General features: G+C 62.3%; 25 protein-coding genes and 1 pseudogene. 12 read left to right on the plus strand and 14 right to left on the minus strand.

From position 1 onward, the window contains the following. On the plus strand, positions 1 to 1,043 hold a 1,043-nt coding region (gene bamA, locus EGJ09_RS09350), incomplete at its 5' end, for an outer membrane protein assembly factor BamA (RefSeq protein WP_125923667.1). Positions 1,044 to 1,200: 157 nt separating this feature from the next. After that, positions 1,201 to 1,548 (plus strand): hypothetical protein, encoded by a 348-nt coding sequence (locus tag EGJ09_RS09355; protein ID WP_046786050.1) that lies wholly within the window; start codon positions 1,201 to 1,203, stop codon positions 1,546 to 1,548. Here the strand turns inward: EGJ09_RS09355 and EGJ09_RS09360 are convergent. Beyond that, positions 1,521 to 2,000: an isochorismatase family protein gene (locus tag EGJ09_RS09360; RefSeq protein ID WP_119687118.1), complete on the minus strand. Its 480-nt coding sequence runs from the start codon at positions 1,998 to 2,000 to the stop codon at positions 1,521 to 1,523. The two genes, EGJ09_RS09355 and EGJ09_RS09360, sit on opposite strands and share 28 nt — an antisense overlap. Before the next feature lie 322 nt (positions 2,001 to 2,322). Between EGJ09_RS09360 and EGJ09_RS09365 the strand changes: the two genes are divergently transcribed. Then, positions 2,323 to 2,631: a hypothetical protein gene (locus tag EGJ09_RS09365; RefSeq protein WP_305955515.1), complete on the plus strand. Its 309-nt coding sequence runs from the start codon at positions 2,323 to 2,325 to the stop codon at positions 2,629 to 2,631. A 12-nt stretch (positions 2,632 to 2,643) separates the two neighbouring features. Here the strand turns inward: EGJ09_RS09365 and EGJ09_RS09370 are convergent, their stop codons facing one another. From EGJ09_RS09370 to EGJ09_RS09380, 3 genes and pseudogenes are all read right to left on the minus strand, one after another. Then, positions 2,644 to 3,399 carry a DUF2063 domain-containing protein gene (locus tag EGJ09_RS09370; protein ID WP_125923668.1) on the minus strand — a complete coding sequence of 252 codons (756 nt, stop codon included), beginning with the start codon at positions 3,397 to 3,399 and terminating at the stop codon, positions 2,644 to 2,646. Next, on the minus strand, positions 3,392 to 4,237 hold the full coding sequence (locus EGJ09_RS09375; RefSeq protein WP_125923669.1) for a DUF692 domain-containing protein: 846 nt from the start codon (positions 4,235 to 4,237) through the stop codon (positions 3,392 to 3,394). Before EGJ09_RS09375 ends, EGJ09_RS09370 begins: the two co-directional genes overlap by 8 nt. Positions 4,238 to 4,319: 82 nt before the next feature. Beyond that, positions 4,320 to 4,649, minus strand: a pseudogene (locus EGJ09_RS09380) (hypothetical protein); the annotation flags it as partial. Positions 4,650 to 5,110: 461 nt separating this feature from the next. Here EGJ09_RS09380 and EGJ09_RS09385 point away from each other — a divergent pair. The 4 genes from EGJ09_RS09385 to EGJ09_RS09400 all read left to right on the plus strand — a co-directional run bounded on the left by EGJ09_RS09385 (position 5,111) and on the right by EGJ09_RS09400 (position 9,787). After that, positions 5,111 to 5,899, plus strand: coding sequence for a formate/nitrite transporter family protein (locus EGJ09_RS09385; protein WP_046786045.1), 789 nt, complete (start codon positions 5,111 to 5,113; stop codon positions 5,897 to 5,899). Positions 5,900 to 6,063: 164 nt separating this feature from the next. After that, entirely contained in the window at positions 6,064 to 6,591 is a 528-nt protein-coding gene (locus EGJ09_RS09390) for a (2Fe-2S)-binding protein (RefSeq protein WP_125923670.1), read from the plus strand. Beyond that, positions 6,588 to 7,589, plus strand: a complete 1,002-nt coding sequence (locus tag EGJ09_RS09395; RefSeq protein ID WP_115274648.1) for a xanthine dehydrogenase family protein subunit M — start codon at positions 6,588 to 6,590, stop codon at positions 7,587 to 7,589. Before EGJ09_RS09390 ends, EGJ09_RS09395 begins: the two co-directional genes overlap by 4 nt. Beyond that, complete coding sequence (locus tag EGJ09_RS09400) at positions 7,586 to 9,787, plus strand: xanthine dehydrogenase family protein molybdopterin-binding subunit (protein WP_125923671.1); 2,202 nt, start codon at positions 7,586 to 7,588, stop codon at positions 9,785 to 9,787. Before EGJ09_RS09395 ends, EGJ09_RS09400 begins: the two co-directional genes overlap by 4 nt. 95 nt (positions 9,788 to 9,882) lie before the next feature. On the opposite strand, the gene EGJ09_RS09405 is transcribed toward EGJ09_RS09400, so the two are convergent. From EGJ09_RS09405 to EGJ09_RS26735, 3 genes are all read right to left on the minus strand, one after another. Continuing rightward, entirely contained in the window at positions 9,883 to 11,430 is a 1,548-nt protein-coding gene (locus EGJ09_RS09405; RefSeq protein ID WP_125923672.1) for a sensor histidine kinase, read from the minus strand. A gap of 150 nt (positions 11,431 to 11,580) precedes the next feature. Then, entirely contained in the window at positions 11,581 to 12,105 is a 525-nt protein-coding gene (locus tag EGJ09_RS09410; RefSeq protein ID WP_046786040.1) for a hypothetical protein, read from the minus strand. Then, positions 12,074 to 12,196 carry a hypothetical protein gene (locus EGJ09_RS26735; RefSeq protein ID WP_256658422.1) on the minus strand — a complete coding sequence of 41 codons (123 nt, stop codon included), beginning with the start codon at positions 12,194 to 12,196 and terminating at the stop codon, positions 12,074 to 12,076. Before EGJ09_RS26735 ends, EGJ09_RS09410 begins: the two co-directional genes overlap by 32 nt. A 103-nt stretch (positions 12,197 to 12,299) precedes the next feature. Between EGJ09_RS26735 and EGJ09_RS09415 the strand changes: the two genes are divergently transcribed. Both EGJ09_RS09415 and EGJ09_RS09420 read left to right on the plus strand, forming a co-directional pair. Beyond that, entirely contained in the window at positions 12,300 to 13,157 is an 858-nt protein-coding gene (locus EGJ09_RS09415; protein ID WP_115274645.1) for an SDR family oxidoreductase, read from the plus strand. Positions 13,158 to 13,197: 40 nt separating this feature from the next. Beyond that, positions 13,198 to 13,662 carry a hemerythrin domain-containing protein gene (locus tag EGJ09_RS09420; protein ID WP_046786038.1) on the plus strand — a complete coding sequence of 155 codons (465 nt, stop codon included), beginning with the start codon at positions 13,198 to 13,200 and terminating at the stop codon, positions 13,660 to 13,662. A 94-nt stretch (positions 13,663 to 13,756) separates the two neighbouring features. On the opposite strand, the gene EGJ09_RS09425 is transcribed toward EGJ09_RS09420, so the two are convergent. The 7 genes from EGJ09_RS09425 to EGJ09_RS09455 form a co-directional block, all read right to left on the minus strand. Next, positions 13,757 to 14,521 (minus strand): hypothetical protein, encoded by a 765-nt coding sequence (locus EGJ09_RS09425; protein WP_115275535.1) that lies wholly within the window; start codon positions 14,519 to 14,521, stop codon positions 13,757 to 13,759. Between the two features lie 105 nt (positions 14,522 to 14,626). Continuing rightward, complete coding sequence (crcB, locus tag EGJ09_RS09430; RefSeq protein ID WP_125923673.1) at positions 14,627 to 15,010, minus strand: fluoride efflux transporter CrcB; 384 nt, start codon at positions 15,008 to 15,010, stop codon at positions 14,627 to 14,629. Further along, a complete protein-coding gene (locus EGJ09_RS09435; protein ID WP_115275534.1) occupies positions 15,004 to 15,183 on the minus strand; it encodes a DUF2986 domain-containing protein in 180 nt (59 codons plus the stop codon). The genes crcB and EGJ09_RS09435 overlap by 7 nt, the downstream gene beginning before the upstream one ends. Positions 15,184 to 15,259: 76 nt before the next feature. Next, complete coding sequence (locus EGJ09_RS09440) at positions 15,260 to 15,460, minus strand: DUF1289 domain-containing protein (protein ID WP_012314714.1); 201 nt, start codon at positions 15,458 to 15,460, stop codon at positions 15,260 to 15,262. Between the two features lie 76 nt (positions 15,461 to 15,536). Next, positions 15,537 to 17,792 carry a methyl-accepting chemotaxis protein gene (locus EGJ09_RS09445; RefSeq protein ID WP_371928074.1) on the minus strand — a complete coding sequence of 752 codons (2,256 nt, stop codon included), beginning with the start codon at positions 17,790 to 17,792 and terminating at the stop codon, positions 15,537 to 15,539. Between the two features lie 96 nt (positions 17,793 to 17,888). Next, complete coding sequence (locus EGJ09_RS09450; RefSeq protein ID WP_125923674.1) at positions 17,889 to 18,551, minus strand: response regulator; 663 nt, start codon at positions 18,549 to 18,551, stop codon at positions 17,889 to 17,891. Continuing rightward, the gene (locus EGJ09_RS09455; RefSeq protein WP_125923675.1) at positions 18,548 to 19,942 is read right to left on the minus strand and encodes an ATP-binding protein; all 1,395 of its coding nucleotides are present in this window, start codon (positions 19,940 to 19,942) and stop codon (positions 18,548 to 18,550) included. The genes EGJ09_RS09450 and EGJ09_RS09455 overlap by 4 nt, the downstream gene beginning before the upstream one ends. 151 nt (positions 19,943 to 20,093) lie before the next feature. Here EGJ09_RS09455 and EGJ09_RS09460 point away from each other — a divergent pair, with 151 nt between their 5' ends. From EGJ09_RS09460 to EGJ09_RS09470, 3 genes are read left to right on the plus strand one after another with little or no spacing between them, the layout of a single operon-like run. After that, positions 20,094 to 21,287 (plus strand): efflux RND transporter periplasmic adaptor subunit, encoded by a 1,194-nt coding sequence (locus EGJ09_RS09460; protein ID WP_125923676.1) that lies wholly within the window; start codon positions 20,094 to 20,096, stop codon positions 21,285 to 21,287. A 1-nt stretch (position 21,288) separates the two neighbouring features. Further along, the gene (locus EGJ09_RS09465; protein ID WP_125923677.1) at positions 21,289 to 24,420 is read left to right on the plus strand and encodes an efflux RND transporter permease subunit; all 3,132 of its coding nucleotides are present in this window, start codon (positions 21,289 to 21,291) and stop codon (positions 24,418 to 24,420) included. Further along, positions 24,420 to 25,790, plus strand: a complete 1,371-nt coding sequence (locus EGJ09_RS09470; RefSeq protein WP_125923678.1) for an efflux transporter outer membrane subunit — start codon at positions 24,420 to 24,422, stop codon at positions 25,788 to 25,790. Before EGJ09_RS09465 ends, EGJ09_RS09470 begins: the two co-directional genes overlap by 1 nt. The last annotated feature ends 1 nt before the right edge of the window (position 25,791 follow it).

Consider the following 25,791-nt stretch of genomic DNA (forward strand, 5'->3'; position numbering starts at 1 on the left):
GTTCGATCAGCCAGACCAACTTCCTCGGTACCGGTAACAAGGTGTCCATCGGCCTGACCCGTTCGGAATACCAGACCAAGTACAACTTCGGCTTCACCAACCCGTACTTCACCGAAGATGGCGTGAGCCTGGGCTACAACCTGTTCTACAGCAGCACCGACTACAGCGATTACTACGATGACGGCGTTTCCTACTACGCCATCAACAGCTATGGCGCGGGCGTGAGCCTGGGCTACCCGATCAGCGAAACGTCGCGCCTGACCTACGGCCTGACCCTGCAACACGATGACATCTCCCCCGGCACCTATAGCGCCGACGAGATCTATGACTTCATCCAGCGCGAGGGCGAAAGTTTCAACAACCTCAAGGCTTCGATCGGCTGGTCCGAGTCGACCTTGAACAAGGGGGTGCTGGCGACCCGTGGCCACTCACAGAGCCTGACGCTGATGGCCACCACGCCAGGCAGCGACCTGTCCTTCTACAAGCTCGACTACAGCGGCCAGACCTACCTGCCGCTGAGCGAACGCACCACATTGCGCCTGCATACCAGCCTGGGCTACGGGGATGGCTACGGCTCCACCGAGGGCCTGCCCTTCTATGAGAACTACACAGCCGGTGGCCAGGGTTCGGTACGCGGCTTCAAGGATGGCTCGCTGGGCCCGCGCAATACGCCGGCGACCGGTACCTATGCAAGTGCCGGTCAAGCCTATTACTCCGACCGCGATACCGATGCACTGGGCGGCAACATCCTGGTGACCGGCGGCGCCGAGTACATCTTCCCGATGCCCTTCATCAAAGACCAGCGCCAGCTGCGCAGCTCGGTGTTCGTGGACGCGGGCAACGTGTTTTCCGACACGTGCTACCTGTCCACCACGCAGGGTTGCGGCAGTGTGGGCCTTGACCAGCTGGCGGTGTCGCTGGGCGTCGGCGTGACCTGGTACAGCCCCATGGGGCCGCTGACGTTCAGCCTTGCCACACCGGTAAAGAAGCCGGAGAACGCCGAGACGCAGATATTCCAGTTCTCGCTGGGGCAGACCTTCTGACTTATCCAGGAGCGGGTTGTGTCGTGCCGGCAGCGGTCGCGAGCAGGCCGCTTCACGGGAAGCGGGTCTTACCCGCTTTTACCCCGGCTTAACCCAAGTTGACAGTCCGTTTGCCTAAGCTGACTCCCCCTAGAACTCGCCTGGCAGGTACCCCTTCATGCTGCAAGAACAACTACCCACCCCGCTGCTGGAGCAGGTGCAGCAACGCCTGGCCAGGTTGCTCGGCCCAAGCTGCATCGTGACGCTGGCCAGCAGCGAAAACGACCAGGGCGTGAGCCACTACCATCTGGCGATCCAGCACGAAGGTCATGGAATATCCCTGGAAGACAGCGGCATCATCAGCGCAGATTTCGCCGATCGCCTGCTTGCCATGGTCGGCCAGGTAAGCACCTTGCTCGATTCAGAAACACTCAAGCGCATGGCCAGCGCTGAGCCATCGCGCCCGCTCGTGTGGATCAGCGACCGGTCAGGACCGTGTCAGACGCAACCTTCGGCCAGCACCTGAGCCCGGGTGATGACATTACCGAAGTGATGCTTCCACAGCTCGATGCCCATTTTCCCTGAACGATCCAGGGAAGACCCCACCGTCAGGTCGGTAATCAACGTCGGCATGAGCCCTTCGTCGAACAGGGCAAAGCCGGCGGCAAGCACGCACGTCTCGGTCTGCAACCCGCAGACCAACACCCGCTCCGCGCCCAGCCCCCTGATGTACTCGATGGTCTCGGCAGTCTGCCTGTAACCCTGTTTGACAAAGACCTTGTCAGCCTCGACAAGGCACTCGTCTTCTGCTGCAGGGTGCCAGCCAAGCTGCCGCTCGAACGGCGTGACCTGTTCATCATGCAACTGGACCGAGGCAATGGTCGGGATCGTCGCAGACAACGCGCGCACACCATCGACCAGCCACTCGGGCGGGCTGAAGGTGGACTGTACATCGACGATGAGTAAAACCTGCCGCATGGCTGTCTCCGGGGCGCTGGCAAAGGTACGGAGTATACCGTTGCTGGTAACCGATGACGCCCTTGACCAGCACCCCGCGTTGCACCACTGATGAGTCAAGTTGCGGTTTTCTAGAACTTTTTTCGGTTTGAAGGTCTATGTGAACAGGCAGATGAAGATTGCCGGCTCCCTCAGGGTTTGCCCGCGACGTCATGGCCAACGTCCCAATGTCTATCAGAGGTTGTCTTCGCTCATGAAAATCCATGTCCCACGGATAGTGCTCCTGGGCCTGTTCGCGTTCGCGGCAATGGGCTCGGCATCTGCAACACCGGCGAAGGCGTCAATGCCGCTGCTCGCAACCAAGGCCACCTCTTCTCAGGCCCACATCGAGGACGCCAACAGCCCTTGGCCGAGCCTGGCGAGCGTAGCAGCCGCGCAACCCGCTACGCTGCTTGCCCATGATGACCGTTACCGGCGCGACGGCCACTGGCACGACCGTAGAGACGACTGGCGTCGTGACCAATGGCGGCGCGACCAATGGCGCCGTGAGCAGGCGCGCCGTGAAGCGGAACGCCGCCGCGACTGGCAGCGCCGCCATGAGCGGGCCATGCACCACCGCTACGAAGCCGATCACCACTACTATCGCCGCTGATTGTGGTTGGAATCAAAGCCTCATGGGTCTTTCGTGCAGCCTGGTCCCGAGCACCACGCCTTGAGATTTGAGATTTATCAACAGTTCAAGTCCCAAGGTTTCAACGGTGCCCGGTTCGATGCCGGCACGTGCTGCCAACCCTGCCAGGTGTTCACGCCCGCTCACTTGCCTTTCCTGCAAAGACACCAGCAACGCATGGGCCAGCGGCGCAAGGCGCGAGAAATGCACCTTGTGGTCTGCGCCGCGGCAGGCCAACAGAAGGGTCGGCGTTGTCGGCACCTGCGATGGAATACGCCCAGGGCCGATATGGCTGACCGGCCACGCGTAGGCAAGTGGTGCAGCAAGGCAGGACAATAACGGTACGCCCTGAAGCAGGTCACCGTTCGGGTCATGCGCCAGGTCTGTGCCATCACTGAGCATCAGCACCGTCTCGATCCATTCATAATGGGCCAGTTCGGCCACCCAGCCCCGCTGGTCGGCACGGTTTTGCAGGTATTCGACCAGCTCGCCAGCCACTTCGGTGAACAGCGGCATCTGGCAGCGATGGTTGGCGTAGAAGCTTTCAATCAGCGCCAGCCACCGCTCAGGTCCCAGGCTAGCCTGCAGCACCGGAAAGCTGCCGGCCAGCAGCGACTGCACATTGCCGAAGAACAGCCGCCGATACACCGCCAGGCGCCGCGCCTCGATGCCCGGTGGCGGCGGGTTGGACTGCGGGTCACGGATGAACCGGGCCATCCGCATCTGCTGCTCGCGCAAGGTATCAGCCATGGCGCACCTGCGGCGCGCTTGCAGCGGTTTGCAGGTCGCGAATGTAATCCACCTCAAGCAACAGTTCGGCCAGCGGCGGCAGGTTGAAATCGCGCTCCAGCAGGGTCGGCACAGCACCCAAATGCTCATAGGCACGGGCCAGCAAGCGCCACACGTCCTCCTTCACGCTCGCACCGTGGGTATCGATCTTCAGATCCGGTGCTTCATCGTAGTGCCCGGCCACGTGCAGGCACACCACCCGCTCGGCCGGCACGCGGGCGAGGAAATCGGCAGCGTCATAGCGGTGGTTGCAGGCATTGACGATCAGGTTGTTGATGTCAAGCAACAGGTCGCAGCCGGCTTCTTCGAGCACGGCGCTCAGGAACTCGATTTCGCTCATCGCCTGGTACGGTGCAGCGTAATAGGAGATGTTTTCCACCGCGATGCGCCGGCCGAGCGCGTCCTGCACCTGATGGATGCGCTCAGCGGTATGGCGCACGGCTTCGTCGGTGAAGGGCATGGGAATCAGGTCGTAGAGATGACCGTCATCGCTACAGTAGCTCAGGTGCTCGCTGAACAGTGGCACGCGATAACGGTCGAGAAAATCGCGGATCTGCCGTAGAAAAGCGCGATCCAGAGGCTCAGGCCCGCCCAACGACAGGGACAAACCATGACAAGCCAGCGGGAAACGCTCAGCCAGGCGCTCCAGGCCTTTGCCATAACTGCCGCCTACACCGATCCAGTTGTCAGGGGCGCATTCGAGAAAGTCCACGGCACCGGGGGCCATGGTCAGCAACTCAGGCAGCAGCGCCCGGCGCAGACCAAGGCCGGAGCCTTGCAAGGGAAGGGATGTGCTCATGGCGTGCTCCTTGAAGCGACCACCCTCCCGGGCCTATCAGCGCAGGGAGGATAGCGCTGGTGGTCAGTCCTGGCCTGGCTCAGTCAGCTACAGATGGGGCACGCGAGGCATCGCCACACTTGCCTTCACCACACTTGCCTTCGGCCTGGGTAGCCTTGGCCTTGGCATCGCTGGCGCCACATTTGCCCTCGCCGCATTTACCTTCGGTCTGGGTGGCCTTGGCATGGGCGCTGTCGGCGCCGCACTTGCCCTCGCCACATTTGCCCTCCCCGGCCTTTTCGGCAGCAGCGAGCTGGTAGCCCTGCGGCAGTGCTTCGACAGCAAAGGCCGATGCGGTCAGGTTGATGCCGCCCACCAGTGCGATGCTGAGCAGGCCAAGGCGGGTCTTGTTGGGGAACTGGATACGGGACATGGTGCTTCTCCGGATAGGTGCGCGGCCAAGCCGCGCGGTCATGCCTCAAGGGCGATTGCGCCAGAACTACAGGCCGTCGGGCTGTTCATTCGGGTTGGCTCATTTGGCCTGAGGCATGTATCCGTGACGTATCGGCAGAACGAGGCATTTGTAAGCAAGTGGCTTGGCAAAGCGCCTTGATACAGAGTGATACACAGGCGTGTCTGCCAAAGCGAAACCGACAGGCCGCGTCAGGCCCTCACAACACCCATCATCGAGTGCCTCTATCAAACCATCCAGCCTATCGATTTGACTGCGTCAAATTGCCTCAGATAACGTGCGCCGCTCTACGAAGTCGATCGAGCTTGTCTGTTTTGCCCTTCTTCTGAATACCTCGCTAACTGCCCTGCGCGCTCTCTGTTAATCCCGACCCGCTGCATGCCTCACGGCGTGACCGTCGTCCTTGTGTTCGAGTTACTGAAATGTCCGTCAATACGCCCTCCCGCATCACCGAGCTGGTCATCGAAGCCGGCACCCGCAAAGCCCACCTGCCCGCCCGCGCCACGCTCATCCTGGGTTTTCTGGCGGGCGCATTCATTTCAATGGGGTTTCTGCTGCACATCCATGTCAGTACCATGATTCCTGCCCCCTGGGCCTCGTTGGGCAACTTGCTGGGCGCCGCGGTATTTCCGATCGGGCTGATCCTGGTCATCCTGGCCGGCGGCGAATTGCTCACCGGCAACATGATGAGCCTGCCCCTGGCGATGTTCGCCCGGCGCATCCGCCTGGTGGACGTCGCGCGCAACTGGCTGCTGGTGACCGTGGCAAACCTGCTGGGCGCGCTGTTCGTGGCGTACTGCTTTGGCCACTTGCTGGGGCTCACTGAAGGTGCCTACCTGAACAAGACGCTGGCAGCGGCAACCAGCAAGACCAGCGCCGACTTCCTCCACGCATTCGTTTCGGGCATCGGCTGCAACTGGCTGGTGTGCCTGGCAGTGTGGCTGGCGTATGCCAGCCGTGAGATGAGCGGCAAGATTCTCGGCATCTGGTTCCCGATCATGGCCTTCGTCGCCATCGGCTTCCAGCACGTGGTGGCCAACATGTTCCTGATCCCGGCTGCGATCTTCGCCGGTTACCTGAGCTGGGGCCAGCTGGTGCACAACCTTGCAGCAGTCTTCCTGGGCAACGCCGTGGGTGGGGCGATCTTCGTCGGGTTGGCGTACTACGTCTCCTTCGGCACCTCGGTAGAAGAACAAGCCGCCACGCGTTAAGCCCGCCGTTTGCCATGGATGGCGCAGCCTGCGGTCAAGCAGTGGCCGAGACTGCACACTGCCGCAAGCCCCGAATAAAACCTGAACGTTTGCCGAAAGCCTCCAGTCGCAGGAAATAGACGCACTTGATTGCGCGAATGCATTCCTGACCGTGAGGTTTTCCCATGAACACCAACCCCCAACAGGGTGTCGATGGGCATCCCATCAGCCTGACACTCAACGGCGAACGCACGTCGCTCCACGTCCAGCCCTGGACGACCCTGCTCGATCTGCTGCGTGAGCAACTCGATCTGATCGGCAGCAAAAAAGGTTGTGACCATGGCCAATGCGGCGCCTGCACGGTGCTGCGCGACGGCAAGCGGATCAATGCCTGCCTGACCCTTGCCGTGATGTGCGACGGCGCCGACCTGGTCACGGTCGAGGGACTGGCCCAAGGCGAGCAACTGCACCCCATGCAGCGTGCCTTCATCGCCCATGATGCTTTCCAGTGCGGCTATTGCACGCCCGGCCAGATCTGTTCGGCAGTCGGCCTGGCCCATGAAGGCCGCGCCGTTACCCGTGAAGCCATTCGCGAACACATGAGCGGCAATCTGTGCCGCTGCGGCGCCTACAGCAATATCCTTGCTGCGGTCGAAGAGGCATTGCCGCTGGTGCAGGCGACCGCCAAGCCTCAGGGAGGGCCGAACCCATGACCCCTTTCAGCTACCACAGGCCTGCATCGGTCAGTGAAGCGGTAAACATGGCGGACGAATCCACCCGCTTTATTGCCGGCGGCACCAACCTGGTCGATCTGATGAAGGAGAACGTGGTTAACCCGCAGCGCTTGATCGACATAACCGCCCTGGACCTGCACGGCATCGAGCCCACCGCCAACGGCGGCGTTTTGATTGGCGCATTGGTCAGCAACGCCGACCTTGCCTGGAATGCGGTGATCGAACAGCACTACCCGTTGCTGTCACAAGCCATCCTTGCAGGCGCATCACCGCAGTTGCGCAACATGGCAAGTACCGGGGGCAACCTGTTGCAGCGTACGCGCTGCTATTACTTCTATGACACCGGCACCCCCTGCAACAAACGTGAGCCAGGAAGCGGTTGCCCTGCCCGCTCGGGTCTCAACCGCATCCACGCCATTCTCGGCGCCAGCGATACCTGCGTTGCCACGCACCCCTCGGACATGTGTGTGGCGCTGGCAGCACTCGATGCCGTTGTCCACGTGCAAGGCCGCGCCGGCTCACGGCTGATCCCCTTTACCGACTTCCATAGCCTGCCAGGCAACACGCCGGAGCGTGACAACCAGCTGTCAGCCGATGAGCTGATTACCGCGATAGAACTGCCACCTGCTGAGTTTGCGCAGCACTCCCACTACCTGAAGATTCGCGACCGTGCCTCGTACGCGTTTGCACTGGTATCGGTCGCTGCCGCGTTGAAGTTCGATGGCGACGTCATCCAGGAAGCCCGGGTGGCTCTGGGAGGCGTAGCGCACAAGCCTTGGCGAGACACAGCTGTGGAGAAGACCTTGCAAGGTCAAAGGGCTTCCCACGCCCTCTTCGCGCGCGCGGCCCAAGCATGGCTGCAGATGGCAAAACCGCTGAGCCACAACGCTTTCAAAGTGGAACTCGCCAAACGTGCGATCGTCCGTGCGCTCAGTGAAGCCGCAGGCGACGCCAGCATTCAGAGGACGACGCCATGACCCAGACGACCAATGTGGTGGGCAAACCCCTGGACCGCGTGGATGGCGTTGCCAAGGTCACTGGCAAGGCGCGGTACGCCGGTGAGTACCCCGAGGCCGGGCTGCTTCACGCCAGTGTGGTATCGAGCACCATCGCCCGCGGCCGGGTGCGCTCGATCGACGCTAGCCAGGCACTGCAGTTACCCGGCGTGGTCGCGGTGCTGCACCACGCCAATCGCCCACGCATTTCCAGCTATGACGACGACTACAGCGATGCCGACTCAGCCGAAGGCTCCCCGTTCCGGCCGCTATTCAACGACCGTGTGCTGTATAGCGGGCAACCGTTGGCACTGGTGGTCGCCGAGAGCCTTGAACTGGCCCGCCATGCCGGCGCCCTGGTGCGCATCGACTACAGCGAAGAGCCGCACCAGACCGACCTGTTCGCGGTGCTCGACCACACGCACCCGGCACCCGCCCAAACGCCAGAGCCGCGCGGTGATTTCGCAGGTCATTACGCTCAAGCCGCAGTACGTGTCGATGCCACCTACGACACGCCCATCGAGCATCACAACCCGATGGAGCCCCACGCGTCGACCGTTTTCTACAAAGCTGGAGACTCCCTGGAAATTCATGACAAGACCCAGGGTACGCAGAACTGTCAGGACTACCTGCACAAGGTATTCGGCCTGCCCAAACAGAACATCAGGGTGCTCGCCGCCTTTGTCGGCGGTGCCTTTGGCTCTGGGCTGCGGCCGCAATACCAGTTGCCGTTGGCAGTCATGGCAGCCCTGCACCTGAAACGTTCGGTGCGCCTTGCCCTCACACGCCAGCAGATGTTCACCTTCGGCTATCGTCCCCGTACGCAGCAGCGGCTGCGCCTGGGTGCGGCGGCGGATGGCAAGCTGCTGGCAATTGCCCACGACGCGCTCGGCCAGACATCGCGCTTCGAAGACTTCACCGAACACCTGGTGGAGTGGAGCGGCATGCTCTACCACTGCGACAACGTTGCGCTCGGTTATCGCCTTGCGCCGCTCGACGTCTATACCCCGCTGGACATGCGTGCGCCGGGTGCTGCGTCCGGCGTGCTCGCACTGGAGTGCGCGATGGATGAGTTGGCATGCGCTGCGAACCTCGACCCGCTCCAATTGCGTCGACGCAATTTTGCCAGCCACAATGGCAACGACGGCAAACCCTATTCCAGCAAAGAGCTGTTGGCCTGTTATGACCAGGGCGCCGCGCGCTTTGGCTGGGGTAAACGCACCCCACAACCGCGCAGCATGCGTGACGGTAACCAATTGATCGGCTGGGGCGTGGCCGGCGGAGTCTGGGAAGCGCTACAGATGAAGGCCAGCGCCAAGGCCTGCTTCGACAGCCGCGGGCATTTGACCGTTAGTAGCGCCACCACCGACATAGGTACCGGTACCTATACGGTGATGACGCAGATTGCTGCGGACGCCGCTGGGGTCTTGCCACAGGATGTAACCTTCCTGCTGGGCGACTCCTCACTGCCGACAGCGCCGTTGCAGGGTGGCTCGTTCACGGTGTCTTCAGTGGGTTCGGTAGTGCAGCAGGCCTGCCAGATCCTGCGCACCAAGGTGCTGGAACTCGCGCGCCAGAATTTCCCCGAAATAGCGGCGACGCCGGCAGAGAATGTGGCGTTCGCGCAAGGCTACCTGCAAGCGGGGAAACACCGTATTGCCATCGCCAGCATCGCCGCAACGGCCAAGGACGGCGAGCTGCAGGTGCAGATCGACGCCGAGCCCGGTGCCGGACGCCAGCCGTTCTCCACCGCTACCCATTCGGCCGTCTTCGTAGAGGTACACGTTGACGAAGACCTGGGTACGATCAAGGTCATGCGGGTGGTCAGCGCGGTGGCCGCCGGGCGTGTGGTCAACCCGAAAACCGCCCGTAGCCAGATCCTCGGAGGCGTGGTCTGGGGGTTGGGCATGGCGTTGCAGGAAGAGACGCAAACCGATCATGAACTCGGTCGCATCCTCAACCACAACCTGGCCGAGTATCACATCCCGGTGCATGCCGATATCGCTGACATCGAGGTGATGTTCGTGGAAGAGCACGACGACATCGTCAATGACCTGGGCTCCAAGGGCGTAGGCGAGATCGGCGTCGTTGGAGTCGCGGCGGCGGTTGCCAATGCCGTTTACCATGCTACCGGCAAACGCGTAAGAGCGCTTCCGATAACGCTGGACAAAGTGCTCTAGCAGCGGGCGGGGTTTGCGGGATCGGGCGCCGCGCAGGCGGCGCTCGAGTCAAGGATAGCGAAGAACTCCAGGCATACCTCCACCGCGCCTGAACATCAGAGTTTAAAGCGAACGTGAATGGTGCTTTTATCTGTGCCCCCATCAATCGAGATCGCCGAGCTGCCATAGCCTGAATAACTTCTGACAAGCCGCATGCCAAGGCCCGTTCCGCTAGGTTTGGGATAATTTTCGGGAAAACCGTCACCCTCGTCAGTGACGGTGATCAACGCGTGGTCACCTGCATCCCGCACGCTGACCTCGATGGTGCCTTTGCCGTATTTCAAGGCATTGGTGATCAGCTCGGAAATGACCAGGCCCAACGGCGCCATTCTTGCTGGCAGCAGGGTGAACGCGTCAGCGTCAAGGACGATCTTCCGGTCGGCCAGTGCCCTCCCCAGGTCACCGAGCAAGGCACCAAGGTAGTCGCCGGCAAGCACCTCTTGATCGGCCGTCTGATAGAGCCGTTCATGCACGCTGGCAATGGTCACAACCCGACCCGCTGCCGTTTCCAGTTGCAGCTTGACCGCGGCATCCGGCGTCAGGTTCGCCTGCAATAGCAACAGGGTATTGACCAGATGCAGGCTGTTCTTGACGCGGTGATGGATTTCTTCCAGGTGCAGGTCGTTCTTGTTGAGCCTGGAGTTCTGTGCATCGATCAGCGACAGCAACTGAGCCTCATAATGGTGCCGTTCGGTGATGTCTCTGGATACCGCAATGAGTTTTTCGACCTGGCCATCGGCGTTCAACACGGGGGCAACGGAGACATCCCACCATTTAGGCGCCTGCTGACCGGTAGGGCAGAACCCTTCGAAGCGGGTCGACTCGCCTCTGGCGACTTTTTCCAAGGCCTCCTGGACGACCGGGCCCGACTCGGCGGGCCAAAGCTGCAACCATGGCTGCCCTTTGATCTCTGCCAGGTCGGCGATATGCATCAACGCCAACCCGGCGTCGTTCATGAACTCGATGTGACCGCTGCTGGACAACACGTTCACACAGTCCGGGCTGGCGTTGAGCATGCTTTCCGAATAGGGGTCGGCCAGTTGAGGATCATCCCCAGCGGTCAGCCGCTCAACCGCCATGGAGATAACGTTGGAGATCCCTTCCAGGAACACCAGATCGCTTTCGATGAAATCCTCACCATCGCTACTGTCTGCCTCAAGTACCCCAAACGGCATCAATGCGCCCCTGATAGGCACGTTGATGGCACGCTCGATACCATACTTTTTCAGCAATTCTGGCGTTCTGAAGCGCTGTTCCTGGCCCAGGTGGTTCGAAATCACAGGCCGATAGGTTTGAATGGCAAACCCGGCAGGGCTGGCCTCGTCGGCCCCCACTGTCGCGTGGCCAATATCGGACTCATCCCACCCTACCCCATGCGACAGCAGAAACCTGTCGCTATCGGGAATCGGCATCAGGACCTTGGCGAATCGGGTGTGCATGCCTTTGGCCACCAGTGTGCAAGCCTGGTCAAGCACGTCATCCAGGTTGGTGGATTTAAGCGACATGACCGCGTACTCGACCACCAGCTCGTGCTGCCTGTGCAGCCGGGCTTGGGATTTCCTGAGTGCGGCACGAATGGTCTCGTCAGGGGGCAGCTGCTGCATCAATAGTCTTCCAGGGCGCTGAGAAATGCCGTTCTAAGGTTAGCCTTTGCAGAAACGGCCGTAGGCTACATCAGATCTGGTGTAACACCGCTGATCGCTTCGGTGCAACCACCAACATTGATGTATGCATGCCCCTTGCCTGCGCTTTGATCATGCAAGCTGGATATAAACCGAATAACTGCCCAGCAACAGCCAGAACCCAAGAAAGATCCAAGGCGTACGCAGCGAAAAAAGCAGGGACTTGCGATGCCCTGCACGGGAGGTTTCCGCCTCGCAAAACAGCGGAGATTCGTCATAGGCCAGGCCCATCATGGGTTCACTGAGCAGAAGATGGCTTTGCTTGAGCTGCCAGTGATCGATGATCCGATAGGCCGCGCGAATGCCAGGCCATGCATTGAGCGTACTCATCACGCCCAGCAATGCGAGAAAGGCGGGCACCAGCAATGTGAACATCTCACCCCAGCTCTGGTTCAGGTTGCCCATGGACGACACGTAAGCGATGACCAGAAACGACTGGGCGGCCAGGTAGGCATCGGTGCGGTTGGCCAGGATGGTGGTCTCGTACTGAATTTCCCTGCGGTAGAAGTCCAGCCGCTCCTTAGGCGAACCGAACATCCTCGCATTGTGTTCATCGATCTCGTGTTCAGGGGTGGTAGGGGTGATGATTCGAGGCACGTGGCGACTCCTGGTGTTCGCTGAGCCATACCGGGTGGCGGTAGGCGCTTGAGCGGTAGAACAGCGCGCACAACGAAAATTCAGTCGCCATGCCCAGGCCAACCGTCCGTCGTTCAAACACCGGATCCCGTCCAACAAACCCTTGTCACATCTTTCGAACAGGTATGAGCCTTCCAACTGCAGGAGCTTGCACCATGCGTGACTACCCTACCCCTCCGTTTCCCTCACAACCGCAAAGCGTCCCGGGTTCGCAGCGCAAGATGGAACCCTCCCCGGACTGTGGCGAGCACACCTACACCGGCAACGGCCGACTCAACGGCAAGATAGCGCTGATCACTGGCGCCGACAGCGGGATCGGGCGTGCAGTCGCCATCGCCTACGCCCGCGAAGGCGCAGACATTGCCCTCGCCTACCTTGATGAGCACGACGATGCGCAGGAAACCGCCCGTTGGGTCCAGGCTGCGGGCCGGCAATGCCTGCTGCTGCCCGGGGATCTGGCGCGCAAACAGCACTGCTACGACATCGTCGACAAGACCGTGGAGCAGTTTGGTCGTATCGACATTCTGGTCAATAACGCCGCGTTTCAGATGGCGCACGACAGCCTCGATGAAATCGACGATGACGAATGGGTAATGACATTCGACGTCAACATCACGGCCATATTCCGCATTTGCCAGCGGGCGCTGCCATCGATGCCCAAAGGCAGTTCGATCATCAACACCAGTTCGGTCAATTCCGATGACCCATCGCCCAAACTGCTGGCCTATGCCACCACCAAAGGCGCCATCGCCAACTTCACCGCCGGGCTGGCCCAATTGCTGGGAGACAAAGGGATTCGGGTCAACAGCGTGGCACCAGGCCCGATCTGGACCCCACTGATCCCTGCCACCATGCCCGATGAGGCAGTGAAAAACTTCGGGTCGAGCTATCCGATGGGCCGGCCGGGCCAACCGGTTGAGGTAGCTCCGATCTACGTCTTGCTCGGCTCCGATGAGGCCAGCTACATCTCTGGCTCACGCTATGCCGTTACGGGCGGAAAACCCATTCTTTGACCTGCAAGGCCGTGATTCCACAACCGCGATGAGGTGCACCATGAACGCTATCGATCTGCTGATTCAAGACCACAAACTGGTTAAAAAGCTGCTGGACGAACTGTCTTCAACCACCGAGCGCGCCGTCAAGAAGCGTGCCGAACTCCTGCATCGGATCGAGCAGGAGTTGCAGATCCACACCGCGCTTGAAGAAGAGATCCTTTACCCGGCCATCAAACAAGCCGGGGGCAAGGAAGAAGCGAAGATGTACTACGAGGCAAAAGAGGAACACCGCACGGTCGATGCGCTGGTGTTGCCGGACCTGCTGCACACCGAAACCGGCACGCTCGAATTCGCAGGCCGCGTCAAAGTGATGAAAGAGTTGCTTGAACACCATATCGAAGAGGAGGAAGACGAGTTGTTTCCCACGGCGAAAAAGCTGTTGAGCAAAGATCTGCTGGAAGAAATGGGCCAAGCCATGGAAGCGCAAAAAAAGATGCTCAAGGGTGAGCAGCGTGCCGCTTGAATTCAAAGCAGCCAAGCAAAAGGCATGAAATGCCACTGGCAGATGCTGCAAGGTGCCGCGGGCAGGACTATGACCCCATACGCCTGCCCTGGCCTCAACCTTTGCCTAGCATTCTCGCCAACACGAACGTTGCCAGCACGGCCAGCACCACTGCGCCAGTAATGGACGGTACCGTACCCAGCGGCTCGATCGAGCTTTTCACCGCCAGGTAAAAGCCCAACACCCCCACAGCGCCAATGGCATTGCCACGCACGATCGCACCCAGCTCTTGGTGACCGCCCTGAACATGGGCGAACACCGCCAGCGGCCAGGCAATCACCGGGATGGGTGCCAGCAGGCCGCTGGCCACCGGCCCAAGCCATTGGGCACTGGCAGTGATCGCCACCAACAACAGGGTTGCCGTGAGCATGCGCATGGGGATCACCCAGCGAGGCAGCGGCACAACCTTCGCGGCACCGGCCTGCGCATTGTTCGAGGTAAGGATGATGATCAGCGTAAGCAGGAGCAACGTCACGCCGACTGACACCGCCACCATGCCCAAGCGGCTCATCACAAAGGCGGTGACCGCGTAAACCGCCACGCCCGTGATGCAGCCGATAAAAGCGGACACATGCCGGGTCACCAGGTAGTAGAACAGGTAGGTTGCCTGTACGGCGGCCAACCCCGCCAATGCGCCAGGCACCGCCTGCAACGCAAAACCAGGCCCCTGTTCGAGGCTGAGAAACAACATGACCAGGGCCGAGGTGACCGGCAGCCCGGAGAGCAGCCCACCGATCTGGGTACCCCAGCGCCTGGCTGCCAGCGAGATGGCCAGCATGAGGGTCGGGGTGATCAGGAACTTGAGGTAGAAGGCAGTCATTGAGGGCGGCATCGGGTTCAAAAGACAGGAGTGGGCTTATCGTGCCTGACAGGCGGCCGATAAGCGCCCAATGCTAATGGAACCGCTGGGGCATTACTCAGATTATTAGCGCCCGTTAATAAAGTAGAAAGTCGCCAACCCTGCCCCAGTCATCAGCAAGGAACCTGTGACGTGCAAAGCGATAGAGCCCAGAGCCCATGAAATACGCCCCTCCTGGATGAGAGACACGACCTCTGCGGAGAAAGTGGAGAACGTGGTCAATCCACCGCAAAAACCAGTGATCAGCAGCAGGCGCCATTCGGGGCTGAGCGACGGCGATGCGGAGAAGAATGCGATGGCCAAGCCAATGATGTAGCCACCAAGGAGGTTGGCCAGCAGGGTACCTGGCGGCACGGCGGGGAAAAGTGCATTGAGCTTCATGCCCAGGCCCCAGCGAAGCCAGGCACCGACCATGGCACCAATCCCGATGGCCAATAGCGACTTCAACATACAGCATCGCGCTCCGGGCAAAGAACTGGCAGGCATTCGGTACCGGCATCAGCCGCCAGCTTCAGCCGATCGGCCTTGCAGATGTATTTAGGCTTGTTTCGCGGTGCCAGCTTGGCGGCGGCCTTTTTCTGGTGTGCTTGCAGCAACTGCTTGATCTTCTTGCGACGGTTCATGGTGCCACTCGGTACGGGGTTGATCAGGTAGAACACATCATAAATGATGGAACCAGGCCCTGGGGGCGCGGGTGAATCACTCGTTGCCCTGGCGCTTGGCGTTTTTCTTGACGATGGCCTTCATCCGCGTCGCAGCGCGCTGCACGGTGGCCATCTTCTCCGGGCGTTTCATGCCGCGCCACTTGCGGATTTCCTCACGGGTTCGGCCACAGCTCACGCACAGCTCGCTGTTGAGCTGGCAAAGCGAGACGCAGGGGTTTTCGATGTCTTTGGCCATGGGCTGCTCCGGTCGTGGCCGCGGATGATAGCGCACGACGGCCAGATGCGCCGAGAACAGGGCGCTCCACAGGCCCTCAAGCCGCTGCGGCCCTGTCGGTATCGCTGCTGACCTCGAACTGCCCGACCAGCTTCTGCAGCTTGCTGGCATTGGCCTTCACCGTCTCGGCACTGCTCTGCAGCACCACCGCCGTCTGGCGCATTTCGCTGGAAGACTGGTTGACCTGCTCGATGGTCTTGCCATAAGCCAGGCTGCGCTGGTTGAGCTGCTGAATGATCTGGAACATGCTCTCTACCGCCTGGTGCAACTGTACGTTCTCCGAAGAGGCATCTTCGGCCAGGCGCAAGCTGTCGTCGACGTTATGTACCCCCTCCTCCATGAAACTGACGGCTTGCTGGGTTTCATTCTGCAGGCCTTCGACCATGTGCCGGATATCGTCGGCCGCGCGCGCCGTGCGCGAAGCCAGGCTGCGCACTTCATCGGCCACCACCGCAAAGCCCCGGCCATGCTCACCCGCGCGTGCGGCCTCGATGGCGGCATTGAGGGCCAGCAGGTTGGTCTGGTTGGTGATGTCGCTGATCAGCCCGCTGATGTTGCCGATCTGCGCCATCCTGCTGTCGAGCAACTGCACACTGGAAGCAGAACGCGCTACCACATCCCGAATCGACTGGGTGCCGGCCTGCACCGCCAGGTACTGCTCGCGGGCACGGCTGACCACCTCGTCCATGGCCTGCTTCATCTGCTCTGCGCTGACCGAAGCCTGCTGCAGTTCGCCCAGTTGCTCCTCCATGATGATCATCATCTGGTGCACCGCCTCGGCCACTTCGCTGGAGGTGACGCTCGCTTCGTGGCTGCGCCCGAGCATCATCTGATTGGTGGCGCCCACCGTGCGGCTGGCCTTGACCACTTGGCCCACCACCGAGTCCAGGCGGTCGATGAAGCTGTTGATCCAGCGCGCCATGTCGCCACTTTCATCGTTGGCCATGGTCGTGGTGTCCAGGCGTTGGCGCAGGTTGCCCTCGCCCTCGGCGATGGTGCGCAGTACATCGGTCATGCCATTGAACCTGGCTGCCAGCCGCCTTGGCCCCAGCGCACTGAAAAGCAGTGTGGCAGCCAGCATGCTCACGGCCAGCAGCGCATCGTTGATGCCTTGCGCCAAGCCCGCGTAGTGCTGCACCAGGAAGTTGCAACCAAACAGGCCGGCCATGATCGCGATGTACGGCTTCATCAACCCGTAGCTGAGTGAGCGTCGCCGGTAGACCTCCTCCAGATCGGCTTCGCACATCATGCCCCACCGGTCCGGCGAGCCCGGCAACTGGAATGTGACGCCTTTGCCCACCACTGGCACATGGCGATAGTCCGAATAGCCAGGGTAAGTCACGAACAGGTTGGCGCCCTGGCGGATGGTTTCCCGAACGCCGGGGTGAAGCTCGCGGGTGGCAGGGTCGGTAAAGCGCAGCTCAAGCTCGGTATGGCGCTGGACCTGCACGGTGCTCCATGGCGTATGCACCCCGCTCTTGAGGTTTTCCCCGTGGGTGAAGGTGCCGTCCTCGAAACGTGAGCGCGACAGGGCGGTACCCGGTTTGATAGCGGGGTCGAAATGCGATTGCGCCATGAACAGGTAATTGTCACCGGACTCGGCATAGATATGCCCGGCCTCACGCTGGATCAGGTCGCCCAATACATCGTTGGGCACCCGGCCGCAGAGGCAGCCGTAGACCTTCCCTTGCGCTTTGAGCGGCTGATAGAACATCAGTGTCACTTCGTCGTGAAACCGCGACGACGAGGGGCCGATCTGCAAGGTCAGCGGATCACTGTAGGGGCCGTGCAAAAACGGCGCCTTCAACCCCTGGGCCAAGGCGCCCAGTTGCCCGATGCGTTGGCCGTTACTGCGTTGCGCCCAACTCGACAACACAACCGTGCCACTGGTGTCGATGATGAACAGTTCCGAGAAGTCGTTCGCTTGGGCGAGCTTGTCCAGCAATGGCGTGCGGTCGTGAGCCAGGGCCGGGCCAAGGTTTTCAGCAAGTTCCGCCAGGTGTTCCCACTGTTCTCTCGCCCAGCTTTGCAGCAACTGCATGCGGGTCTGGGCTATGGCTTCGAACGTCTGCTCGATGACCGGATAAGTCGATCGGTTGAGCCCGCAGGACCAGCGCATGCTGAGCTTGCCGGTTTTTCCGAACCACGGCAGCCAATGCTTCTCAGCCGATGACAACTGCATGGAACCACTTGAAAGCGACATTATCTTCACCATACGCGACATCACAGTAGCAAAGTGATAGCAAGTAATACGCCAACTCGTATGCAAGCTAATGATTAGGCAGGTAGCCATGCCTTGAGGTGCGCGGGCCCCGCACCAACGCAGGGCGGATATCGCGAAGCGCGCCAATACGGGGCACCCCTCAGATCCAAAGCAACGGCCCCGTTGTTATTCGAACTCCAGGCTATACCCCACTCCGTACACCGACCGGAGCGGGTCATGCCCCGGTGTGATGGCAGTCAGCTTGCGCCGCAGGTTCTTCACATGGCTGTCCACGGTACGGTCAGCCACCACCCGGTGGTCCTGGTAGATGTGATTCATCAACTGGTCGCGCGACAGCACCTGCCCCGGGCGCGCCGCCAAGGCGGCAAGCATGCGGAACTCCACCGGCGTCAGCTCCAGCGCCACCCCTTTGTAGCGCGCCTGAAACGACCGGGTATCCAGCTCCAGGCCCAGGCTCGGTGCCTGCATGCCACCGCGGCGCAGCACCGCCTTGACTCGGGCGACCAGTTCACGGGGCGAAAACGGCTTGCAGATGTAGTCGTCAGCGCCCAGCTCAAGGCCGAGCAGGCGGTCGATCTCATCGACGCGGGCAGTCATCATGATCAGCGGCATATGGCTGAAACCGCGCAACTCCCGGCAGATATCCAGGCCGTCGCGCCCCGGCAGCATCAGGTCGAGCAGCATCAGGTCGTAATGGCCCTGGCGGATCGCCGGGATGACCGCCAGGCCGTCGGCCATGTGCTCGACCGTGTAGCCGCCCGCGCGCAGGTAATCGGCCACCAGCGCGGCAAGCTTGGGCTCGTCCTCTACCAACAGAATCTGGCTCATGCCTGCTCGCCTGCGCCAGGCAGCGCCACGGCCAATAGTAACCCGCCCATGGCCGACGCCTTGGCCGTGAGCTTGCCACCATGCACTTCGGCGATGCCACGGCAAATCGCCAGGCCCAGGCCGGTGCCGCCACTGGCACGATTGCGCGAGCGCTCGGCGCGGTAAAAGCGTTCGAACAAGCGCGCCAGCGAGGCACTGTCGACGCCGGGGGACGTGTCTTCGCACTGCACCACCACCTGGTCACCCTCCTGGAAGGCGCGCAACACGGTATGGCCACCCGCATCGGTGTAACGACGGCTGTTTTCCAGCAGGTTGTGCAGCAGCTGGCCAAGGCGCGACTCGTCGCCCATCACCCACAACGGCTGCGCCGGCAGTTCCAGGCGCAGTGCCAGGCCACGCTCGGCGAAGCTTGCGCCAAAGGCTTCGGCGACCACCGGCAACAGCACACACAAGTCGATCCGTTCGCGGCGATAAGTCGGGCCACCAACCTCGGCCAAGGACAGGTCGAACAGGTCATCCACCAGCTTGCTCAAGGCCGCTACCTCGCCCTGCAAAGAACGCAGTGCATTGCCATCGAGCGGGCGAATGCCGTCCTCCATGGCTTCAAGCTCTGCCCGCATCACCGCCAGCGGTGTGCGCAGCTCGTGGGAGATGTCGGCCATGAAGTCGCGGCGCAGGCGTTCGTTGCTGGCCAGGGTGGCCGCCATGCGGTTGAAATCACCGGCCAGTTGGCCGGCCTCGTCGGCCGAACGGACCGGCAACTGGATGGCATAGTCGCCCGCCGCCAGGCGGTGGGTGGCACTGGCCACTTCACGGATCGGACGCAGCAGCGCGCGGCTCAGCCACCAGGCGATCACCGCAGTGGCCAGCAGGCAGGCCAGGCCGATCAAAAGGCTGGAGCGCAACTGGTTGAGCTGGAAAAGCCGATCGCCCACGCTGGTGACCGACTGCAACGGCGCCAGCGCCATCCAGCCTACGATCTGCCCCTGGTGGCGGATGGGGCGCAGCAGCATGTCGCTGCCGACGGGCTGGTAGCCGATGATCGGCCGGCGCTGCGCATCGAGCAAGGCAAAGCGCACGAACGCACCGGTGAGGTCCGAGACGGTCAGCAGCCTGGGGTCGAAGGTCTTGTCCGGCTGCGCGTCGTCCGGGCGCAGCAGCTCGAACCACTGATCCTTGTCGCGGCGGATGAAGTCCCAACTGCCATGGCGGGCATAGGCCTGTTCGACGCGCGGCACGATGCGCTCCATGCGCTCCTCCGCCTGCTGGTTGAGGTAGCCGAGAAAGCCGTACTTCAGGCTCAGGTAGGCGGCGAACACCATACCCAGCACGGCGAACGCACAGACGGCGAGCATGGCGCAGAAGAACTTGCTTGACAGGCTGACTTTCATGACACCGCCGACACGCTGGGAATGCCGCCATTGAAGCGCGCCCCTCGTGGGCCCGCAAGGCGTACCGGCCAATCTCCCAGATTTCTGCACATTGCCTGCACAATTGCCGCGCACGCTGGCGCCATCGAAATCATCTGGCTCGGAGCCCGCGATGCCTACTTTATTACAATCCCTGATTCTTGTTCGCTCGCCCCTGGGGCGCGCCCTGCTGCTCACTGCCGGCATTATCGTCATCGGTGGTTGCCGCGAGGGCGACGCCACCGCTGCGCCTGCACCGCTGCAGGCGGTTGCGGTGTATCACGTGAGCAGCGCCCCGCAGGCCGTGAGCACCACCCTGCCCGGCCGCGCCAATGCCCGCCTGATTGCCGAGATCCGCCCGCAGGTGGGCGGGATCATCCAGAAGCGCCTGTTCAATGAAGGCGATACGGTCAAGGCCGGCCAGGCGCTGTACCAGATCGACCCGCAACCCTACCAGGCCGCGCTGGACCAGGCCGATGCCACGGTAAGCTCCGCGCGCGCCACGCTAAAGGCATCTGAACTGAAAGCCCGGCGCGATGCGCAACTGGTGAAGATCGATGCGATCAGCGCCGAAGACAACGAGAGCGCCCAGGCCACCCTGCTCGAGGCACGCGCCAGCCTGCAGTCGGCCCAGGCTGCGCAACGCACCGCCCGCATCAACCTTGACTACACCCGCATCAACGCACCGATCGATGGCCGTACCGCCACCTCGTCGGTCACCCCCGGTGCGCTGGTCACCGCCGAGCAAACCACGGCCCTGACCACGGTGCAGCAACTGGACCCGATCTACGTCGACTTCACCCAGCCCAGCGGTACCCTGCTGCGCCTCAAGCGCGAGCTGGCAGAAGGCAAGCTGGCGCCCAGCGAGCAAAAGGACGCCGCGCGCATCAGCCTGGAGCTGGAAGACGGCAGCACCTATGCCCACGAAGGCACCCTCACCTTCAATGGCGTGAGCGTCGATGAAAGCACCGGCAGCGTAACCTTGCGCGCCCTGGTGCCCAACCCTGAGGGCCTGCTGCTACCAGGCATGTACCTCAAGGCGACACTGCAGGAGGGTGTGCAACAGGACGCCATCCTGGTACCCCAGCAGGCCGTGAGCCGTGATGAACGCGGTGACGCCACCGCGCTGGTAGTGGTGGACGGCAAAGTGCAGCAACGCGCGCTGACCCTGGCCCGGGCCGTGGGCAACCGCTGGTGGGTCAGCCAGGGCCTGGCGGCGGGCGATCAGCTGATCGTGCAAGGCCTGCAGAAGGTTCGCGTTGGCCAACAGGTCCAGGTGCAGGACAGCGCCCTGACCGCCCACAACGAAAGCGACCGAGGCCTTTGACATGGCACGTTTCTTCATTGACCGGCCAATTTTCGCCTGGGTTCTCGCCATCCTGGTGATGCTCGGCGGCGGCTTGGCCATCTTCCAGCTGCCGCTGGCCCAGTACCCCAATATCGCGCCGCCCCAGGTCACCCTGAGCGCGACCTACACCGGCGCCTCGGCCAAGACCATGGAAGACTCGGTGACCCAGGTCATCGAGCAGCAGATGACCGGCCTTGACGGCCTGACCTACATGGCCTCGAGCAGCAGCTCGGCCGGCAGCGCCAGCATCACCCTGACCTTCGAGGCCGGCACCGACATCAACACTGCGCAGATGCTGGTGCAGACCAAGCTGGAACAGGCCAAGGCACGCCTGCCGGATACGGTGCAGCAGCAGGGCATCAAGATTCGCAACTCGGCCAGCGATTTTCTGATCATCCTCTCGCTGGTGTCGGACAACCCCGACGTCAGCGCCACCGACATCAGCGACTTCATCTCCAGCACGCTTTATGACCAGATCAGCCGGGTCAGTGGCGTCGGCCAGGTGACCACCTTGGGCTCGAGCTACGCCATGCGTATCTGGCTCGACCCGGACAAGCTCAAGCAGTACGCACTGATGCCTTCGGACGTGAGCAGCGCGCTGCAGGCGCAGAACATCGATACATCAGCCGGCCAGCTTGGTGCCCTGCCCGCTCGCGCCGGCCAGCAGCTCAATGCAACCATCAGTGCCCGCAGCAAGCTGCAGACCGCCGCGCAGTTCCGCGAACTGGTGCTCAAGTACGCCAGTTCTGGCGCAGTGGTGACCCTGGCCGACGTGGCCCGGGTAGAGCTGGGCAGCGAAAGCTACGACGTGGTCGCCGAGCACAATGGCCGCCCTTCTGGTGGCCTGGCCGTCAGCCTGGCAACCGGGGCCAACGCACTGGATGTGGCCGAGGCGGTACAGGCCAAGCTCGGCGAACTTGAGCAGTTCTTCCCCAGCAAGCTGCAACTGCATAGCGAGGTGGCTTACAACACTGCGCCATTCGTAAAGATTTCAATCGAAGAAGTGGTCAAGACCCTGTTCGAGGCCATCGTGCTGGTGGTGCTGATCATGTACTTGTTCATGCAGAACCTGCGCGCCACGCTGATCCCGGCGATTGCCGTACCGGTGGTATTGCTGGGTACGTTCGGCGTACTGGCTTTGCTCGGTTACTCGATCAATACCCTGACCATGTTCGGCATGGTGCTGGCCATCGGCTTGCTGGTGGACGATGCCATCGTGGTGGTGGAAAACGTCGAACGCATCATGGCCGAAAAGGGCTTGTCGCCCCGCGAGGCGACACGCCAGTCGATGGGCGAAATCAGCGGCGCCCTGGTGGGCATCGCTGTGGTGCTGTCGGCGGTGTTCGTACCCATGGCCTTCTTCGGCGGCTCCACTGGGGTGATCTACCGGCAGTTCTCGGTGACCATGGTCGCAGCGATGGCCCTTTCGGTGCTGGTGGCGATGACCCTGACCCCGGCGCTTTGCGCAACCTTGCTCAAGCCAGTGCGGGCCCATGGCAAACCGGCCGGTGGCTTCTTCGGCTGGTTCAACCGCACCTTCGAACGTACCTCGCTGCGCTACCAGCAAGCCGTGGGCAAGGTGCTGATGCGGCCGTTGCGCGGCCTGGTGGTGTACGTCATGGTCCTTGGCGGCGTCGCGCTGATGTTCCACAAACTGCCTAGCGCGTTCCTGCCAGAGGAAGACCAGGGCATGCTGATGATGCAGATGACCCTGCCTGTGGGCGGCACCGATGAACGTCTGCAAGCCGTCAGCCGTCAGGTCCAGGACTACATGTTGCAACAGCCGGAAGTGGCCTCGTTGCTGACCGTGCGCGGCCTGGGCAACGGCGGCAACGCGCAGAACGCCGGGCGCGCTTTCGTCAAGCTCAAGGACTGGAGCGAGCGCCAGGGTGAGGCGCACAGCGCCGCAGCCGTGGCGCGGCGGGCCAACATGGCCTTGTCGAAGATACTCGACGCCAATGTGTTCGTCATCGCCCCGCCGGCCATTCAGGGCTTGGGCCAGAGCTCCGGTTTCGACGTGCAACTGCAGGACCTTTCCGGCCTCGGCCACGCTCAACTGCTCAAGGCACGTGACCAGTTCATCGCCCTGGCGGCGAAGGACCCGCGCCTGGCCAACGTGCGGGCACAAGGCTTGGAAGATACACCGCAACTGAATGTCGCCATCGACGATCGCAAGGCCGGTGCCATGGGTGTTGCGGCCAGCGACATCAACGACACCCTGAGCACGGTGATGGGCGGCAGCTATGTGAACGACTTCCTCGATGCCGGCCGGGTCAAGAAAGTCTACCTGCAAGGCGAAGCCGACCAGCGCATGCAGGCCGAGGACATCGGCGCCTGGTATGTGCGTAACGACAGCGACGCCATGGTTGCGCTGTCAGCTTTCACCAGCACGTACTGGGGTACCGCCTCGCCACTGCTGGAACGCTTCAACGGCTTTGGCGCCTACGAACTGGTGGGTGAGCCGGCCGCCGGGGTCAGCTCCGGAGAGGCCATGGCCGCCGTCGAGCAGATCATGGCGCAACTGCCGGATGGCATCGGCTACGCCTGGGCCGGGCAGTCGTATCAGGAGCGCCTGGCCGGCAACCAGGCGCCATTGCTGTACGCCATTTCGATCCTTTTCGTGTTTCTGTGCCTGGCGGCGTTGTACGAAAGCTGGTCGGTGCCGCTCGCGGTGATGCTGGTGGTGCCCGTAGGCATCCTCGGGGCATTGCTGCTGACCGGCCTGCGCGGGCTGTCCAACGATGTGTACTTCCAGGTCGGCCTGCTGACCACGGTGGGCCTCGCGGCGAAGAACGCCATCCTGATCGTCGAGTTTGCCAAAGAGGGTTACGAGCGTGGCCAGGACCTGCTCAGTGCCACGCTGGAAGCGGTGCGCATCCGCCTGCGCCCGGTACTGATGACCTCGCTGGCATTCATCCTCGGTGTGCTGCCGCTGGCGCTGAGCACCGGGGCCGGCGCTGGTGGGCGCCAGGCAATCGGCACCGGTGTGCTTGGCGGGATGCTCGCCGCCACCGTGCTGGGCCTGTTCTTCATCCCATTGTTCTATGTGCTGGTGCAACGCCTGGCAGGCCGACGCGCAGCCACCGTTGATACCGTTGCAGGAGAAGCCTGATGCGTCTACCCCCTCTTTTTCTGGCGCTGGCCTTGTCCGGCTGCGTCAACCTGGCCCCCGACTACCAGCGCCCGGCTGCGCCTGTGGCCGACCAGTGGCCGGCCACCAGCGCCAGCAAAACCAGCGCCGATATCGGCTGGCAGGCCCTGTTCATCGATACCCGCCTGCGCGACACCGTGGCCCTGGCACTGGCCAACAACCGCGACCTGCGGGTCGCAGCGCTGAACGTCGAATACCAGCGTGCGCAATACCGCATCCAGCGCGCCGAGCTGTTCCCGGCGGTTTCCGCCAGCGCTGACGGCACCCGCCAGCGCGCGCTGTCCAACGGCAGCACGACGGTCAGCAGCCAGTACAGCGTGGGCCTTGGCATCAGCAACTACGAACTGGACCTGTTCGGGCGGCTGGGTAACCTCAAGGACGCCGCCCTGGAAGACTACCTGGCACTGGAGCAGACCCGCCGCAGCACGCAGCTCAGCCTGGTGGCCGAAGTGGCCAGTGCCTGGATGACCCTGGCTGCCGACCAGCAACTGCTCACGCTGGCCAACGACACCTACGCGAGCCAGCAGAAAACCTATGCCCTGGTGCAGCAGAGCCACGGCCTGGGCGGTGAGTCAGGGGTGAGCCTGGCTCAGGCGCGCAGCACCGTGGAGTCAGCCCGCGCCGATGCGGCGAACTATGCCAGCCAGGTCGAACAGGACCGCAACGCCCTGGAGTTGCTGGTCGGCCAGCGCCTGGGTGACGCCCAGTTGCCGGGCATCACACCGCTCGATGCAGCGTTGCTGGTCAGCGTTCCGGCGGGCCTGCCGTCGACGCTGCTGCAACGTCGCCCGGACGTACTCGCTGCCGAGCACACACTCAAGGCGGCCAACGCCGATATTGGCGCGGCGCGAGCGGCGTTCTTCCCCAGAGTGACCCTGACGGCCACCGGCGGCAGCGCCAGCAGCGAGTTGTCCGGGCTGTTCAAGTCGGGCAGCGCAGCCTGGAGTTTTGCCCCGTCGATCAACCTGCCGATCTTCAATACCGGCAGCAACCGCGCCAGCCTGGATGCTGCCAAGGTCAGCCGCGAGATCGAAGTGGCCACCTACGAGAAGACCTTGCAGACCGCTTTCAGCGAAGTGGCCGATGCCCTCGCCGTGCGCGCCCACGTCAACGAGCGGCTGGACGCCCAGCGCAACCTGAGCGAGGCCACCCATACCAGCTACGACCTGGCCATGGCCTTGTACAAGCAGGGTGCGAACAGCTTTCTCGATGTACTGGACGCGCAGCGCTCCCTGTATTCGGCGCAGCAGGGGCTGATCAGCCTGCAGCTCGCCGAGCAGGTCAACCGGGTGACGCTGTACAAGACCCTTGGAGGCGGCTGGCAGGGATGAT

The sequence above is a fragment of the Pseudomonas sp. p106 genome, from assembly GCF_003936645.1.
GTDB lineage: Bacteria > Pseudomonadota > Gammaproteobacteria > Pseudomonadales > Pseudomonadaceae > Aquipseudomonas > Aquipseudomonas putida_E.